1 pseudogene is annotated in these 385 nt (G+C 63.9%); it reads left to right on the top strand.

The window, feature by feature from the left end:
- Nucleotides 1-385, top strand: a pseudogene (locus AX690_RS09915) (helix-turn-helix domain-containing protein); the annotation flags it as partial.

Raw genomic sequence — 385 nt, 5'->3', positions numbered from 1 at the left:
ATATCCGGCTTGCGAAAAGATCGAGATCATCCGCCTGGTCGAGCAATCGAGCCTGTCGGTGCGCCGGACGCTGGAGCAGATCGGCGTGCCCCGGGCCACCTTCTACCGCTGGTATGATCTCTACCAGACTGGCGGCCCCGAGGCGCTCGAAGACCGCCCAGGACGGCCAAGCCGAGTGTGGAACCGCATCCCCGAGGATGTCCGCGCCGCGATCCTGGAACTGGCCCTGGAGCATTCAGAGCTGAGCCCCCGGGAGCTGGCCGTGCGCTTCACCGACAGCCAGGGCTATTTTGTCTCGGAAGCCAGTGTTTACAGGCTTCTGAAGCCCATGACCTGATCACCAGCCCGGCCTTCATCGTCATGAAGGCCGCCAAGGCGTTCACCG

The organism is Caulobacter sp. CCH9-E1, assembly GCF_001556515.1.
In the GTDB taxonomy this organism is placed as follows: domain Bacteria; phylum Pseudomonadota; class Alphaproteobacteria; order Caulobacterales; family Caulobacteraceae; genus Caulobacter.
This window is presented reverse-complemented; position numbering and strand designations above follow the sequence as displayed.